The organism is Micropruina glycogenica (genome assembly GCF_900289045.1).
Classification (GTDB): Bacteria; Actinomycetota; Actinomycetes; order Propionibacteriales; family Propionibacteriaceae; genus Micropruina; species Micropruina glycogenica.
The window spans coordinates 513,601-527,591 of record NZ_LT985188.1 but is presented as its reverse complement, the minus strand read 5'-3'; the positions used below and the strand labels follow the sequence as shown (position 1 = coordinate 527,591).

General features: G+C 67.5%; 10 protein-coding genes and 1 pseudogene. 6 read left to right on the top strand and 5 right to left on the bottom strand.

The window, feature by feature from the left end:
- The first annotated feature begins 130 nt into the window (after positions 1-130).
- The 3 genes from gndA to MPLG2_RS02425 all read left to right on the top strand — a co-directional run bounded on the left by gndA (position 131) and on the right by MPLG2_RS02425 (position 3,889).
- Positions 131-1,579 (top strand): NADP-dependent phosphogluconate dehydrogenase, encoded by a 1,449-nt coding sequence (gene gndA, locus MPLG2_RS02435; RefSeq protein WP_105184763.1) that lies wholly within the window; start codon positions 131-133, stop codon positions 1,577-1,579.
- 294 nt (positions 1,580-1,873) lie between these two features.
- Positions 1,874-2,371 carry an NfeD family protein gene (locus MPLG2_RS02430; protein WP_105184762.1) on the top strand — a complete coding sequence of 166 codons (498 nt, stop codon included), beginning with the start codon at positions 1,874-1,876 and terminating at the stop codon, positions 2,369-2,371.
- 15 nt (positions 2,372-2,386) lie between these two features.
- Entirely contained in the window at positions 2,387-3,889 is a 1,503-nt protein-coding gene (locus MPLG2_RS02425) for a flotillin family protein (protein ID WP_105184761.1), read from the top strand.
- 100 nt (positions 3,890-3,989) lie between these two features.
- Here the strand turns inward: MPLG2_RS02425 and MPLG2_RS19220 are convergent, their stop codons facing one another.
- From MPLG2_RS19220 to MPLG2_RS02410, 4 genes and pseudogenes are all read right to left on the bottom strand, one after another.
- Positions 3,990-4,586 (bottom strand): hypothetical protein, encoded by a 597-nt coding sequence (locus tag MPLG2_RS19220; protein WP_231935757.1) that lies wholly within the window; start codon positions 4,584-4,586, stop codon positions 3,990-3,992.
- 91 nt (positions 4,587-4,677) lie between these two features.
- Positions 4,678-4,968, bottom strand: a pseudogene (locus MPLG2_RS19800) (DUF4474 domain-containing protein); the annotation flags it as partial.
- Positions 4,969-5,098: 130 nt separating this feature from the next.
- Complete coding sequence (locus MPLG2_RS02415) at positions 5,099-5,974, bottom strand: acyl-CoA thioesterase (protein ID WP_105184759.1); 876 nt, start codon at positions 5,972-5,974, stop codon at positions 5,099-5,101.
- Positions 5,971-7,791, bottom strand: coding sequence for an AMP-dependent synthetase/ligase (locus MPLG2_RS02410; RefSeq protein ID WP_105184758.1), 1,821 nt, complete (start codon positions 7,789-7,791; stop codon positions 5,971-5,973). The genes MPLG2_RS02415 and MPLG2_RS02410 overlap by 4 nt, the downstream gene beginning before the upstream one ends.
- A 247-nt stretch (positions 7,792-8,038) precedes the next feature.
- Between MPLG2_RS02410 and MPLG2_RS02405 the strand changes: the two genes are divergently transcribed.
- The 3 genes from MPLG2_RS02405 (at position 8,039) to ettA (ending at position 12,989) form a co-directional block, all read left to right on the top strand.
- Positions 8,039-8,497: a MarR family winged helix-turn-helix transcriptional regulator gene (locus MPLG2_RS02405; protein ID WP_231935756.1), complete on the top strand. Its 459-nt coding sequence runs from the start codon at positions 8,039-8,041 to the stop codon at positions 8,495-8,497.
- Between the two features lie 4 nt (positions 8,498-8,501).
- Complete coding sequence (locus tag MPLG2_RS02400; RefSeq protein WP_105184757.1) at positions 8,502-11,222, top strand: FAD-binding and (Fe-S)-binding domain-containing protein; 2,721 nt, start codon at positions 8,502-8,504, stop codon at positions 11,220-11,222.
- Between the two features lie 84 nt (positions 11,223-11,306).
- Positions 11,307-12,989, top strand: a complete 1,683-nt coding sequence (gene ettA, locus MPLG2_RS02395; protein ID WP_105184756.1) for an energy-dependent translational throttle protein EttA — start codon at positions 11,307-11,309, stop codon at positions 12,987-12,989.
- A gap of 350 nt (positions 12,990-13,339) precedes the next feature.
- On the opposite strand, the gene MPLG2_RS02390 is transcribed toward ettA, so the two are convergent.
- Positions 13,340-13,855: a single-stranded DNA-binding protein gene (locus MPLG2_RS02390; protein ID WP_158680799.1), complete on the bottom strand. Its 516-nt coding sequence runs from the start codon at positions 13,853-13,855 to the stop codon at positions 13,340-13,342.
- Between the last annotated feature and the right edge of the window lie 136 nt (positions 13,856-13,991).

The following is a 13,991-nucleotide window of genomic DNA, read 5'->3' as shown; positions in this document are numbered from 1 at the left end:
CCGCACCTTTCGCCGTGTCGGCGTCGGGCGCCTCGCAACGGGTTTGTCCACGTCCGAATGAACATCTCCCCAAACCAGGGCCACTTTGACATGATCGACAAGGCGGATTCTCGACAGTGAGGAACATTCGGTGAGCGACAAGACGGGTAGCGCGCAGATCGGCGTGGTCGGCATGGCGGTGATGGGGTCGAACCTGGCGCGCAACTTCGCCAGCAAGGGTTTCAAGACCGCCATCTTCAACCGCACCTACGCCAAGACCGAAGACGTTCTCGCCGCGCACCCCGAAGCCGGCTTCGTGGCGTCCGAGTCGGTCGAAGAGTTCGTCGACTCGCTCGAGAAGCCTCGCCGCATCATCATGATGGTGAAGGCCGGCCCGGCCACCGACGCCACCATAGACGCGCTGCTGCCCCACCTCGACCAGGGCGACATCATCGTCGACGGCGGCAACACCTACTTTCCCGACACCCGCCGGCGCGAGAAGAAGCTGTCCGAACTCGGGTTCAACTTCATCGGCTGCGGCATCTCTGGTGGTGAGACCGGCGCCCTGCTCGGCCCGTCGATGATGCCGGGTGGGCCCAAGGACTCCTACGCCCACATCGGCCCGATTCTCGAAAAGGTGGCCGCGCAGTACGACGGCGAGCCCTGCTGCACCTGGATCGGCCCCGACGGCGCCGGGCACTTCGTCAAGATGGTGCACAACGGCATCGAGTACGCCGACATGCAGTTCATCGGCGAGGCTTACGACCTGCTCAAGGGTGCCGGGTTGTCGGCCACCGAGGCCGCCGACGTGTTCGCCCAGTGGAACACCGGCGACCTCGACAGCTACTTGATCGAGATCACCTCAGAGGTGCTGCGCCAGGTGGACGCCCGTACCGGCAAGCCCCTGGTCGACGTGGTCGTCGACGCCGCGGGCATGAAGGGCACCGGCACCTGGACCGTGATGGAGTCGCTCAACCTGGGCGTGCCGGCCGCGGCGATCGCCGAGGCCGTGTTCGCCCGCGCGGCGTCCAGCAGCCCCGAACTGCGAGCCGCCGCCCAAGCCGCGCTGCAGGGCCCCGACGGCACGATCAACACCGACGACCGCGACGCGTTCGTGGCCGACGTCCGTCAGGCGCTGTGGTGCGCCAAGGTGATCGCCTACGCGCAGGGCCTGCACCTGATCAAGGTGGCCGGGCAGCAATACGGGTGGGACATCGACGTGGCCGCCTGCGCCCGCATCTGGCGCGCCGGCTGCATCATTCGCGCCAAGCTGCTCGACCGCATCAGCAACGAATACGCCGCCGGCAACCTCGAAACGCTGCTCGAAGCGCCGTCGATCAGCGCCGAACTGGCCAACTGCAACGACGCCTGGCGTCGGGTGGTGGCCAAGGCCAGCGAGGCGGGCGTGCCGATCCCCGGGTTCAGCTCGGCGCTGTCGTACTACGACCTGGTGCGGGCCAAGCGCACCAACGCCGCGCTCACCCAGGGTCTGCGCGACTTCTTCGGCTCGCACACCTACCGCCGTGTCGACACCGACGGCACCTTCCACACCCAGTGGTCGGGCGATCGCTCCGAGGTCGAAGCAGTCGACTCCCACTGATCGGGCGGGATCTTCCGACGCTGGGCCTGCATGTCTCCCCGACCGGACGCCGGGGATCTCTCAGCCGCTCGGGGCAGCGAGACCCGGATCAAGCCCGGGATGAGGCACCACCCGCTTTTCGTTGCGCTTGACTCAACCGGCGCCGCAACGGCGTGAGGCCTCGTCATCCCGGCGGACGCCGGGATCTCCCTCGGAGCATGCGAGATCCCGGGTCAAGCCCGTGATGACGTGCGCCACCCAGTCGCGGGGGTGGTGGCACCCCCCTGAGCTAGAGTCAGAGGCAAGGGGGCTTCGTTGATCGTCTTTCTCGCCATCGGCGTGATCGGCATTGTGCTGCTCCTGGTGGCCCTGTTCGTCGGTGATCATCTCGACGGCGCCTTGGACGCCCTGGGCGGCGGCGACTGGTTCACCGGAGCGGCGCTGGCAGGCTTTCTCGGCGGTGTCGGTTTCGTCGGAGCGGCGGCACTCGCGCTCACCGACAACCCCTGGCTCGCGGCCATCGCCGGCCTCATCGCAGGCGTTGCCCTGGGCCTCGCCGTCGGCGCCGTCACCGTTCGGCTCAAAGACAGCGGCAGCGGCACGACCCCCACCTCCCAGTCGTTGACCGGGCTGACCGGCACCGTGGTGGGCGACATTCCCGCCGACGGCTACGGCACCGTCAGCGTCGTCAACGCCGGTCATCTCACCAGGCTGAACGCCCGCGCCGGCATGCCGTTGCCGTCTGGCACCCAGGTCACCGTCGTCGAGGTGCTGTCACCCACGTCGGTCAAGGTCATACCCACCTACCGCTGAACTTGAAGGAGTCCGATGTTCGATCTTCCCCCGTTGCTGCTGCCCATTCTCGGCCTGGTCGTGCTGCTGGTGCTGCTCGGTCTCCTCATCGTGAGCCGTTACAAGGTGGCCGGCCCGCAAGAGGCCTACATCGTCACCGGACGCCGCGGCAAAGAGGTGCGCAACGCCGTCACCGGCCAGGTGTCGACCGACCTGTCGGGTCAGAAGGTGGTGATGGGCGGTGGCGTGTTCGTGCTGCCGTTCGTTCAGCGGTTGCACGTGCTCGACCTGCAGAGCCGGCGCATTCCCGTACAGATCAGGGGCGCGGTCTCGGGCCAGGGCGTCAAGCTGAACCTCGACGGCGTCGCGATCGTCAAGGTGGGCGGCAACGAAGACTCGGTGCGGGCGGCCGCGCAGCGCTTTCTGCAGCAGCAGGACGAGGTCGAGACCTTCACCCAAGAAACGTTGGCAGGGTCCCTGCGTGCCATCATCGGCGGCCTGAGCGTCGAGCAGATCATTCGTGACCGCGCGGCGTTCGCCCAGCGCGTCGCCGACGAGGCCGAGTCGTCGCTCACCGGGCAGGGCCTGGTGCTCGACACGTTCCAGATTCAGGACATCACCGACGACGGAACCTACCTCTCCGACCTCGGACGCCCCGAGGCCGCGCGCGTGCAGCAGCTCGCGGCAGTGGCCGAGGCGCAGTCGCGGCAGGCCGCGGAGCAGTCGCGGCTGGCCGCCGAGCAGCAGATCGCCATCTCTGAGCGCGAACTCATGCTCAAGCGCGCCGAGATCAAGTCCGAGACCGACGCAGCCGCCGCGCAGGCCGCGGCGTCCGGCCCGTTGGCGCAGGCCGACCGCGACCAGGCGATTCTCACCGAGCAAGAGAAGGTGGCCGTGCGCCAGGCGGCGTTGAAGGAACGCCAACTCGACACCGAGGTGCGCAAGCCGGCCGACGCCGAGCGCTACCGGGTCGAAACCGAGGCGGCCGCCAGGCGGCAGTCGGCGATTCTGACCGCCGAGGCCAACAAGGCCGCCGCTATCGCCGCCGCCGAAGCGGAGGCCGAGAAGGCTCGACTGACCGGTGAGGGCGACAAGTCACGCCGCGCGGCCCTGGCAGAAGCCGAAGCCATCGAGGGTGCCAAGAGGGGCGAGGCCGAGAAGGCCCGCCGCGTCGCCGAGGCCGACGCGGTGCGCGCCGAGGGCGACGCACAGGCTGCGTCCATTCTGGCCACCGGCGAGGCCGAGGCCGAGGCGATGAACAAGCGCGCCGACGCCTACGCCCGCTACAACGAGGCCGCGGTTCTTGAAATGCTGGTCAAGGTGCTGCCGCAGGTGGCCCGCGAGGTGGCCCTGCCGATGGCCAACATCGACAAACTCACCGTGGTGTCCACCGACGGCGCCGGAGCACTGCCCCGGCAGGTCAACGACAACGTGGTGCAGACCATGGAGTTGCTGAAGAACACCACCGGTGTCGACCTGGCCGCGCTGGTCGAGAAGGTCACCGGCAAGGCGTCCGAGAGCACCCCCGCCGGTAGCTGAGCATCGCTGGTTGGGCGTGCAGAGCGCTGGTTGAGCTTGTCGAAACCCTGGGTCTCGACACGCTCGACCGGCGCACCGGCCCAGGTCGCAAGGCCCGGGTCTAGTGCGGTTGGCCGCCGCCGATCACGTGGCCCACGAACAAGGGGTGGCCTCCGGACGGTACCCGGGTGCTCCAGGTGCACTTGGGATTGGTCGACTTCGCCCAAGTGACCCTGGCAGCCTGTGATGACGTGGCCTTGTTACTGAGGATTCCCGTGGGGCACTCGAAGTGCAAGGTGACGGCCTGCATCGTCAGATCAGCATTGGAATAGCCATATCGGATGGTGCCGTCCGACCCGTGAATGCTCGGCTTGGGGTCGCGCAGCACCAACCGCGCAACCATGCCCTGCGGAATCCAGGTCGGCGGACCCACCACGAAACTGCCTTCGGATGCGTTCGCGCTTTGCAGCACCAGATCGCTCGCACCGCCGGTGTTGTCGATCTCGACGTAGCAGGCGAAGTCGAGGGGCAGCCCCAAGTAGCTCTCGATCCGGCCGACCCAGACACCGAAGTCCGAATCGACGCCGCTCCACCACTGCGCGCGACAACCTCCTCGGCGACGTTGAAGGCGGACGCGAGGCGACTGACCACGGTTCCGATCGGCAGGCCGAGTTCGCTCGCCAACTGGCCTCACGGCCAAGCCGAAGAAGTCGCCCATGCGCAGCATGCTGAGGCACCGCAACGTCGAGAAACTCCGCGTCGACGACGTTCGGGTCGCTGCTCGGAAAACCTTCTGCCTGGTAGGCGCTGACGACGGCGCTGTTCGCCTCTTCGATGGCGGCCACCTCGACCGGCGTTCGCGGAGTTTGGGGTGCGAACGGCCTTGAGAACGTGAACGACACAGTCGTGCCGTCAACCCGCAGATTCCGGTAATCGCAGCCCGCGATCCCGCCCAGAAATGCTTGACACATCACACCGTCTTTCAGCGTGATCGCCAGATCCACGCTGGGTTCGCTCGCGTCCGACAGCACGCCCCACCTGAAGCCGGTCAGCCACCAGTCAGCGGCTGGTTGGTCGGGTTGAGAATGCGGACATAGCACGAGTAATTAGGCCGCATTTGATCAGCACGATCACCCGCAAACAATGGTGCTCATGTGCGCATAATTGCTGATTTCAGAATCTGATAAAGGTTACATTGAAGAGTCGCTGAAAATCCGCCAGGGATGGACGTCACTGAGGCTGAGCGGGCCAGGTCTCCAAGCCGTGTCTGAGTTCGTCCGGCACCGGCACCGGACGACCCGACTGGTCGCCACAGACGATCACGGTGCGGGCGCGGGCGAACACCGTGCCCGCGTCGGGGTCGGTGACCTCGGCCACCAGCGTCATCGAGGTGCGTCCGATGTCGGCGACCGCCACCCGGGTGACATACGGCTCGAGTCGGTGGTCGAGCTGGGCTAGATAGTCGACGTCCTGGCGCACCACCATCCAGAGCTGCCCCACCTCTTCGGCCGCGCTCATGCGGTTGCCCGACCGGTCGGCGTCGCTCGACATGCGCACTCGAGCCTCGGCGACGAAGTCGAAGAAGCGGACGTTGTTGACGTGGCCGTAGGCGTCGAGGTCGGTCCAGCGCACGATCAACGGGGCCTCGTACGCGACGGGCCCCGGACGCCACCTACCCAGCGGTCGCAGCGGCTCGAGCGGCTCGCTGCGCGCCTGAAACCAGCCGCGTTCGTCGGCCGTCATGCGCCGCGGCCGTCCGGCTTCGAAGTCGAAGATGCAGAGCACCGTGCGGGCCCGGGCCGCCACCCGCCCCTGCTGCACCACCTCGTAGCCGATGGTGAACCGTGACGCGCCGACCTCGCCGACGCTCAGGTGCACCTCGACCGGGTCGGCGGCGAACTCCACCGGCGCCAGATACTCGATCTGGTGCCCCACCACCAGCGTGCCGTTGCCGAGCAGGGCGGCGTTGTCACCGTCGAGCAGAAACCGAACCCTGGCCTCTTGAAGATAGTCGGCGACCACACCGTTGTTGACGTGGCCCTGGGCGTCGAGGTCGACCCATCGCAGCGGCACCGGAATCACCGCCGGCCGAGCGCCCTGGCTCACTCGTCGATGTCTTCCTTGTCGTACATGGCGTCGATCTCGTCGGCGTACTTCTCGGCGATCTGCGACCGGCGGATCTTCATGCTGGGGGTGACTTCGCCTTCGTCGACGCTGAACTCCTGGGGCAGAATCGTGAACTTCTTCACCCTCTCCCACCTCTGGAGGCCCTGATTGGCCCTGTCGATGAAGTTCTGCACCGCTTCGTGCGCGGCGGGGCTGGCGACGATGTCGGCGTAGCTGGCATCGGCCAAGCCGTTGTGTGCGGCCCAGCGCTTGGCGTTGTCGGCGTCCAAGGTGAGCAGTGCCGAGATGTACTTTCGTCCCTCACCCACCGCCACGGCCTGGCTGACGAACGGCATCGCCGCCACCAACGCACCCTCGACCTTCTGCGGCGCGACGTACTTGCCGCCCGAGGTCTTCATCAGGTCTTTCTTGCGATCGGTCAGGGTGAGGTTGTTGTCGCCGTCCAGGTGACCGATGTCGCCGGTGTGGAACCAGCCGTCGACCAGCGCTTCTGCGGTGAGGTCGGGAGCGTTGTGGTAGCCGGTCATGATGGCCGGGCCGCGCAGCAACACCTCACCGTCGTCGGCGATCTTCACCTCGGTGCCGGGCAGCACCTGCCCGACCGTGCCGAAACGCGGATGGGCGGGCACGTTGACGAACGAGACCGCAGTGGTTTCGGTGAGCCCGTACCCCTCGATGATGACCAGCCCGGCCGAGTAGAACCACCCCTGAACCTTGGCGTTGAGCTTGGCCGAACCCGACACCATGAAGCGCATCTTGCCGCCCATCGTTTCGCGCAGGCGCGAGAACACCAGCCGGTCGGCAAGCCGGTACTGAACCTTGAGCAGAAGCGGCATCGGCCGATTCTCGAGGCGGTAGGGCCTGCTCTGCCTACCGACGGTGAACGCCCACCGGGAGATGGTGCCCTTGAGGCCCGTGGCACCCATCGACAACACGGTGGCGCGCACCTTCTCGAAAATGCGCGGCGCCCCGCACATGAAGGTGGGTTGCACATGCTTGAGGTTGGGCACGATGCGGTCGATGCGGCCGTCGACCGCCGAGGTGAAACCGATGACGAGTTGAATGCCGATCAGACACTTGCCGAACACGTGCGACAGCGGGAGCCACAAGTACTGCACGTCGTCGGCGTCGATGATCTGCAACTCCTCGACTCCGTACCCCACCGACATCCAGTTGCTCTGCACCAACTCGACGCCCTTGGGCCGTCCGGTGGTGCCCGAGGTGTAGATCAGGGTGGCCAGGCTGTCGAAACCGACGCCCTCGCGCGCCTGCTCGACGCAGTCGGGCTGCTCGGCAAGCTTCTGCCGGCCACGCTCGATGAGTTGCTGCCACGACAGCGTGTGCTCGCCGTCGCCCTCGCCGTCGATCAGTACCACGAAATCGACGCTCGCATCAGAACCGTCGAGCTTCGCGGCCTGGTCGGCGTTCTCGGCGATCAGGACCTTCGACGCGGAGTGGTTCACGATGTACTGAAAGTCGTCGGGGGCTGTGTTGGGGTAGATCGTGGTGGTCGCCGCACCGATGACGTTGACGGCCAGGTCGGCCAGAATCCACTCCAGTCGGGTGGTGGAGGCGATGGCTACTCGTTCGGCCTGCCCGACCGACAGGGTCAGCAGCCCCGCCCCCAGTTCACGCACCCGCTCGCGGGTCTGGGCCCACGTGAGCGACACCCAGCCATCGGATGAGTCGGGGTACCGGAACGCCTCGTCGTCGGGCGTGGTGGCGACCCGCCAGTCGAAGAGGTCACCGATCGATTCGGGCTTGCCGTTCAGAAGGGCATCGGCCTCGGCGTTCATGTCACTCCTGTCCCGGCAGCGGCGACGGTGCCGACTAGACGACCATAGTAGGGGGACCAGGCCAGCAGGGCACCGCTGGACGCGCTCTGTGCATGCTGTCGCGCAGGCGGCTAGTCTACCTGCCGAGCACACGTCAACCACCGTGCGTCACCGGCCGGATGCCGGATTGGCTAGGTACTTTTCCGCAGTTTCGACCGTTTGAGGCATTGTGGTTTAGACTTCAATCATATTTGCTACACTGTGGACTGTGACCACAACGATTGACCGGCTCTGGCTCACCTCGGAGCAGCAGACGATCTGGCGAACCTATCTGGCCGGAGTGAGCCGCATCAACGAACGCCTCGATGCCGAGTTGCGTCCGTTCGGCCTCGATCTGGGCGAGTACGAAATCTTGGTGAACCTCTCGGAGGCCGACCATCTCGAGATGCGCATGTCGGAGCTGGCCGACCGCGTGCGCCAGTCACGCTCACGGCTCACCCACACGGTCGCCCGCATGGAGTCCAAGGGCCTGATCCTACGCAAGAGCTGTCAAGGCGATCGCCGCGGTGTGATCGCGGTGCTGACCGCAACCGGCCTGAATCTGCTCAAGACGGCCGCCCCGGCACACGTCGCGTCAGTGCGGGCAGCACTCGTCGACGTGGTGAGTGGCGAAGATTTCGAGGCGCTGGGCCGTGCGATGAAGGCCGTGGTCGAGGTGGCAGACTGAGCCCGTGGGGGCTCCTGCCTTTGATCGCTCCACGCTGAGCCGCGCGCTCTATTCGTCCGATGCCTCGTTGTACCGGGTGGTGCCTGAGGCGGTCTGCGTGCCTGCCAACACCCGCGAGTTGACCGACGCGGTCGACCGCGCACTGGCCGACCGGCTGCCCGTCACCATGCGCGGCGCCGGCACCTCGTGTGCCGGAAATGCCGTGGGGCCCGGTCTGGTGATCGACACCCGTCGACTCGACGGCATCGTCTCTCTCGACCCGTCGTCGGCTCGGGCCGTGGCGCAACCGGGGGTCGTGCAGGGCGTGTTGAGCATTGCCGGACGGGCGCACGGGTTGCGGTTCGGGCCCGACCCATCAACGGCGAACCGCTGCACCGTCGGCGGCATGATCGGCAACAACGCCTGCGGTTCGCGTGCCCTCGGCTACGGCAAGACCAGCGACGTGATCGAGGGGCTCGAGTTGATCGCCGGCACGGGCGAGCGGCTGAATCTGCGCCGCGGTGACGACCTGCGCACACACCCGTCGCCGATCGTGCAGGGCCTGCACCGACTCACCATGGCCAACCTGGGCCTGATTCGCACCGAGTTCGGACGCTTTGCACGCCAGGTGTCGGGCTACGCGCTGCACCACCTGCTGCCCGAGCACGGCTTCGACGTCACCCGGTTTCTCGTCGGCTCCGAGGGCACGCTGGGCGTGATAACCCGGGCCGAGGTGCGGCTGTCGCACGACCCCGGGCACCGGTGCCTGGTGGTTCTGGGGTACCCCACTCTTGCCGACGCCGCTGACGCCGTACCGTCGGTGCTCGCATTCAGGCCTACCGCGTGCGAAGGGTTGGACGCCCGCATCGTCGACGTGGTGCGGGCCCGGCACGGGGCTGGAGCCGTGCCCGACCTTCCGGTCGGCGCGGGGTGGCTGCTGGTCGAACTCGCGGGTGACGACGCCGGCGAAGTGGCTGACCGGGCGGCCGCACTCACGATCGGCCGCGCTGCCGCGCGGGTGATCGCCGAACCGGCCGAACAGGCGACGCTGTGGCGGTTGCGTTCCGACGGGGCGGGGTACGCCGCCATCGCTCTCACCGATCCCGCTCACCCGGGGTGGGAGGACGCCGCCGTGCCGACCGAACGGCTTGGCGACTACCTGCGTGACTTCGAGCAGCTGCTCGCCGAGCACGGCCTGCACGGGCTGCCGTACGGGCACTTCGGCGAGGGTTGTGTGCACTGCCGAATCGACTTTCCCCTCGGCCGGGTCGGCGGAGCCGCCGGGTATCGGCGCTTCGTCGAGGCGGCCGCAGACCTGGTCGCCTCGTACGGTGGCTCTCTGTCGGGCGAGCACGGCGACGGCCGGGCCCGCTCCGCTCTGCTGGAACGCATGTACTCCCCCGCCGCGCTGAACCTGTTCGCTCAGGTCAAGGCGCTGTTCGACCCGGGCGACCTGCTGAACCCGGGGGTCATGGTGCGGCCGGCAGCCGTCGACGCCGACCTGCGATTGGCCCAGGTTGCTCACCCGCTGGACGATCTCGCCGCCGACGTCCACCGGTGTTCAGGGGTCGGACGATGCGTGGCGGCCGGTGCGGCCGACGGCATGTGTCCCTCGTACCAGGTGACCCGCCGTGAGCAGGATTCGACGCGTGGCCGGGCGAGGGTGCTGCAAGAGCTGGCCAACGGCAGCCTGATCACCTCGCCGCGGTCGCCGGCGGTGATCGCGGCCCTCGACCTGTGCCTGGCCTGCAAGGCGTGCGCCACGGAGTGCCCGACCGGGGTCGATATCGCGCGTGACAAGGCCAAAGTGTTGCACCGGGCCTACCGTGGCCGGCTGCGTCCGCTCACCCACTACACGCTGGGCCGCCTGCCCACCTGGACCGACTTGTTCACCAACCACCCGCCGCTGGCGCGGCTGGCCAACGCCCTGGCCACCGTGCCCTGGCTGCGTCGAACGGCGTTGCGGGCCGCCGGCGTCGACGCGCGCCGCGGCCTGCCGCGGCTCAGGGAACGTCCGATCGACGGCGGCACGCCCGGGTGCGACGGCCTCGAGGTAGCGGTCTGGGCCGACTCGTTCTCACGCGGCTTCGAGGGTGGCCAGGTCGAGGCCACCCTGCAGGTGCTGGCCGCCGCCGGCTACCGTGCCCGGCTGATCGAGCAGCCGGCCTGCTGCGGCCTTCCCTGGATCAGCACGGGCCAACTGGACGCCGCAGCGGCGCGATTGACGGCCGCGCTCGACGTGCTGGCACCCCTGGCTGCGCGCGGTGTGCCGATCGTGGGTGCTGAGCCGTCGTGCCTGGCCGTGTGGCGCGACGAAGCGTCCGAGCTGGTGCGCGATGCGCGGGTCGGGCACGTGCGTGACCGCGTTCTGACGCTGGCCGAACTGTTGGCCGAAACGAACGGCTGGACGCCCCCCGATCTCACCGGCCGCACCATTGTCGCCCAGCCGCACTGCCACCATCGCGCGGTGCTCGGCTGGGCCACCGACGCCGCGCTGCTGCGCCGCACCGGTGCTGATGTGGTGACCGTGACCGGGTGCTGCGGGCTGGCCGGCAACTTCGGCATGGAACACGGACACTACGAGACGTCGGTGGCCGTGGCGGGCCTGCACCTGTTGCCCGCCCTGGCCGACGCACCGGCCGATGCGCTGGTACTGGCCGACGGGTTCTCGTGCCGCACGCAGATCGCCGACCTGACCGTCCGGCGGGCCATCACCCTGGCCGAGTTGCTCGCGCCAGCCGACTGAGGGTCTGCACGTGTGCCGGGCACCGGCCACGATGGCCCTATACTCGTCGGGTTCCGTTCCCCACCACCACGTCGAGGTGACCGCATGCCCGAGTTCGTGTTCACCATGCACAACGTCCGCAAGAAGCTGGGCGAGAAACTGGTGCTCGACAACGTCACCATGTCGTTCTTCGAGGGCGCCAAGATCGGTGTGGTCGGCCCGAACGGGGCCGGCAAGTCGACCATGCTCAAGCTGATGGCCGGCCTGCTGCAGCCCGACAACGGCGACGTGACCCTCAAGAAGGGTGCCACCGTGGGCATTCTGTTGCAGGAGCCGCCGCTCACCGAGGGCAAGACGGTGATGCAGAACATCGAAGAGGCCGTGGCCGAAACCAAGGGCATGCTCGATCGGTTCAACGAGATCGGCATGCAGATGGCCGACCCCGACGCCGACTTCGACGCGCTCATGGAAGAGATGGGCAACCTGCAGACCGAGCTCGACCACCGCCAGGCGTGGGATCTGGAGAGCCAACTCGCGCAGGCCATGGACGCCCTGCAGTGCCCGCCCGGCGACACCATCGTCGACGTGCTCTCGGGTGGCGAGCGGCGCCGGGTGGCGCTGTGCAAGCTGCTGCTGCAGCAACCCGACCTGTTGCTGCTGGACGAGCCCACCAACCACCTCGACGCCGAGAGCGTGAACTGGCTGGAGGGACACCTGAAGAGCTACCCGGGTGCCGTGCTGGCCGTCACTCACGACCGGTACTTTCTCGACAACGTGGCCCAGTGGATCTGCGAGATCGACCGCGGCCGGTTGCACCCCTACGAAGGCAACTACTCCACCTACCTCGAAACCAAGCGACAGCGGCTGCAGATCGAGGGCAAGAAGGACGCCAAGCGCGCCAAGATCCTCGAGAAGGAACTGGAGTGGGTGCGGGCCAACCCCAAGGCTCGGCAGGCCAAGAACAAGGCCCGCCTCGCCCGGTACGAAGAACTCGCAGCCGAGGCCGAGCGCAACCGTCAGGTCGATCTGGCCGAGATCAACATTCCTCCCGGCCCGCGGCTCGGCTCCGATGTGCTGGACGCCAAGAAACTCACCAAGGGCTTCGGTGACCGCGTGTTGATCGACGACCTGTCGTTCACCCTGCCCCGGGCCGGCATCGTGGGCATCATCGGGCCCAACGGCGTCGGCAAGACCACCCTGTTCAAGATGGTCGTCGGCGAGGAGCAGCCCGACTCGGGGTCACTCGACGTGGGCAAGACCGTGCAGATCAGCTACGTCGACCAGTCGCGCGGTGGCATCGATTCGAGCAAGAACGTGTGGGAGGTCGTCTCGGACGGCCTCGACCACATCAAGGTGGGCAGCTTCGAAATGCCGTCGAGAGCCTACGTCGCCTCCTTCGGTTTCAAGGGCCCCGACCAGCAGAAGCTCGCCGGCGTGCTGTCGGGCGGTGAACGCAACCGATTGAACCTGGCGCTCACCTTGAAGATGGGCGGCAACCTTCTGCTGCTCGACGAGCCCACCAACGACCTGGACGTCGAGACCCTGCAGTCGCTCGAAGACGCGCTGCTGGAGTTTCCCGGCTGCGCGGTGGTCATCAGCCACGACCGCTGGTTTCTCGACCGCGTCGCCACCCACATTCTGGCCTGGGAGGGCACGGACGCCGACGAGGCGAACTGGTTCTGGTACGAGGGCAACTTCGCCGACTACGAAGAGAACAAGGTCGCCCGGCTCGGTGTCGAGGCTGCCCGTCCGCACGCCAGTAAGCACCGCCGGCTGACCCGCGACTGACCAAGGGCGTCACGAACCCCGCATCCGGCGAACGCCGCGATGTCAGCAGTCGCGGCGTCGAACGGCTCGACCAAATGTTAGGCCAAGCCTGCCTCCGTCGGAGTTGCCCCTGCGCCGTTTCCATGAGATCCCGGCGTTCGCCGGGATGACGAAGTCGGTCGGACGAGTCCACCCGTGGTAGGACGCATCCAGTGAGGAGATCCCGGCGTTCGCTGGGATGGCGAACTCGGCCGGGCGAGCCCACCCGGGTGACAACGAATCCCGTGTGAGGAGATCGCTGCGTTCGCCGGGATGACGAGAACCGTCGGTCGAGCCCTCCCGTCTCGACAAGGTCCACCAGCGGCAACCGCTCAGGCGGCCTTCGTGGCGGCGCGTGCCTTCTCGGAGTTGATCGTGTCGGGCTCGATGTCGGCCGACGGGTCGGCCGCATCGGTGCCGGACTCTTCGTCGTGGCTCTGTTCGTCGAACACCGACGGGTCGGGTGCGGGCAGCTCGGGCAGGGCACGCTCGGCGCGCTGAAACGTGGTGGTTCCGCGACACAGATCGTGGCCCACCGACACCGCCTCGAGCACCAACCGCTCTTGCACCTCGCCGGTGTCTTTCTTGACCCACGACCAGGTGCTGAGCCGACCGGTGACCACCACCGGGTCACCCTTGGCCAGACTGGCTGCCACGTTGAGCGACAACGACCGGTTACGGCAGTTGATGTTCAGCCAGGTGGTGTCGCCGTCGCGCCAGGAGCCGCTGCGCAGCACCCGCGGCGTGGACGCCAGCCGGAACGCGGCGAACGCCCACTCGTTGTTCGGCCCCGTGCGTAGGTCGACCTCGCTGCCGAGGTTGCCGGTGACGGTGATGGTTGCGTCCATGAGTGACTCCTTGGGTTGGGAACTGGTCACCATCAGCATGTGACCGAGATCGCGAAAGTGTTCATATTCGTCGACTCAGGTGGCGGCAGAGATCCCGGCGTCCGCCGGGATGACGGGGTACCGAAGCCTGCGCCGG

What these genes read in the sequence shown, in the direction of transcription:
- MPLG2_RS02425 (WP_105184761.1), top strand. Translation starts at nt 2,387, where the DNA reads ATGTTCGATCTTCCCCCGTTGCTGCTGCCCATTCTCGGCCTGGTCGTG.
- ettA (WP_105184756.1), top strand. Translation starts at nt 11,307, where the DNA reads ATGCCCGAGTTCGTGTTCACCATGCACAACGTCCGCAAGAAGCTGGGC.
- MPLG2_RS19220 (WP_231935757.1), bottom strand. Translation starts at nt 4,586, where the DNA reads ATGGGCGACTTCTTCGGCTTGGCCGTGAGGCCAGTTGGCGAGCGAACT.
- MPLG2_RS02410 (WP_105184758.1), bottom strand. Translation starts at nt 7,791, where the DNA reads ATGAACGCCGAGGCCGATGCCCTTCTGAACGGCAAGCCCGAATCGATC.
- MPLG2_RS02390 (WP_158680799.1), bottom strand. Translation starts at nt 13,855, where the DNA reads ATGGACGCAACCATCACCGTCACCGGCAACCTCGGCAGCGAGGTCGAC.